Origin of the sequence: Bradyrhizobium sp. NBAIM08, from assembly GCF_020193935.1 — a bacterium.
Lineage (GTDB): Bacteria > Pseudomonadota > Alphaproteobacteria > Rhizobiales > Xanthobacteraceae > Bradyrhizobium > Bradyrhizobium yuanmingense.
Genome location: NZ_JADYVR010000256.1, coordinates 1 through 458, shown reverse-complemented (window position 1 = coordinate 458; position 458 = coordinate 1). Strand labels below are relative to the sequence as shown.

1 protein-coding gene is annotated in these 458 nt (G+C 63.3%); it reads left to right on the top strand.

Annotated elements, in window-relative coordinates:
* Positions 1-18: 18 nt before the first annotated feature.
* Positions 19-458, top strand: a 440-nt coding sequence (locus I6F37_RS46340; RefSeq protein ID WP_225154283.1) for a BON domain-containing protein, incomplete at its 3' end; no start/stop codon positions are given.

Sequence of the window (458 nt, the reverse complement as noted above, 5' to 3'; positions counted from 1 at the left end):
ACAATGAGTTGAGCACTCATGCCAAGTTGCTGTCCCTCTCTCGCTGACCGTCTCGAACGGCTCCCCCATGCAGCGGTTCTCCTAGCGCTTGCGGCGACAGTAGCCCCGGCAACAGCGCAGGAGCTACCTCCAACGCCCGCTCCGACAGAACAGTCCACCCAGTCCTCACCAGGAGCCATTGCGGCGCGTACGGATGCGCGCTCTGACGTCGACATCGGGGGTAGAATTCGCAGCATCTTTTCCGAGGTGGCAGGGCTTCGCAACGTCGCGGTCCACGTTTCGGCAGGCGTCGTAACGCTAACCGGAACGGTGCCGACGCGCGAGGACATCGATCGCGCATCGGCGATCGCGGGACGCGTCGCGGGCGTGGTCACCGTTCAGAATGACATCGAGCGCGACCTCAAAGTCGACACCAACCTGAACCCGGTACTCGACCGGTTTGGTGGCGACCTGAAGGC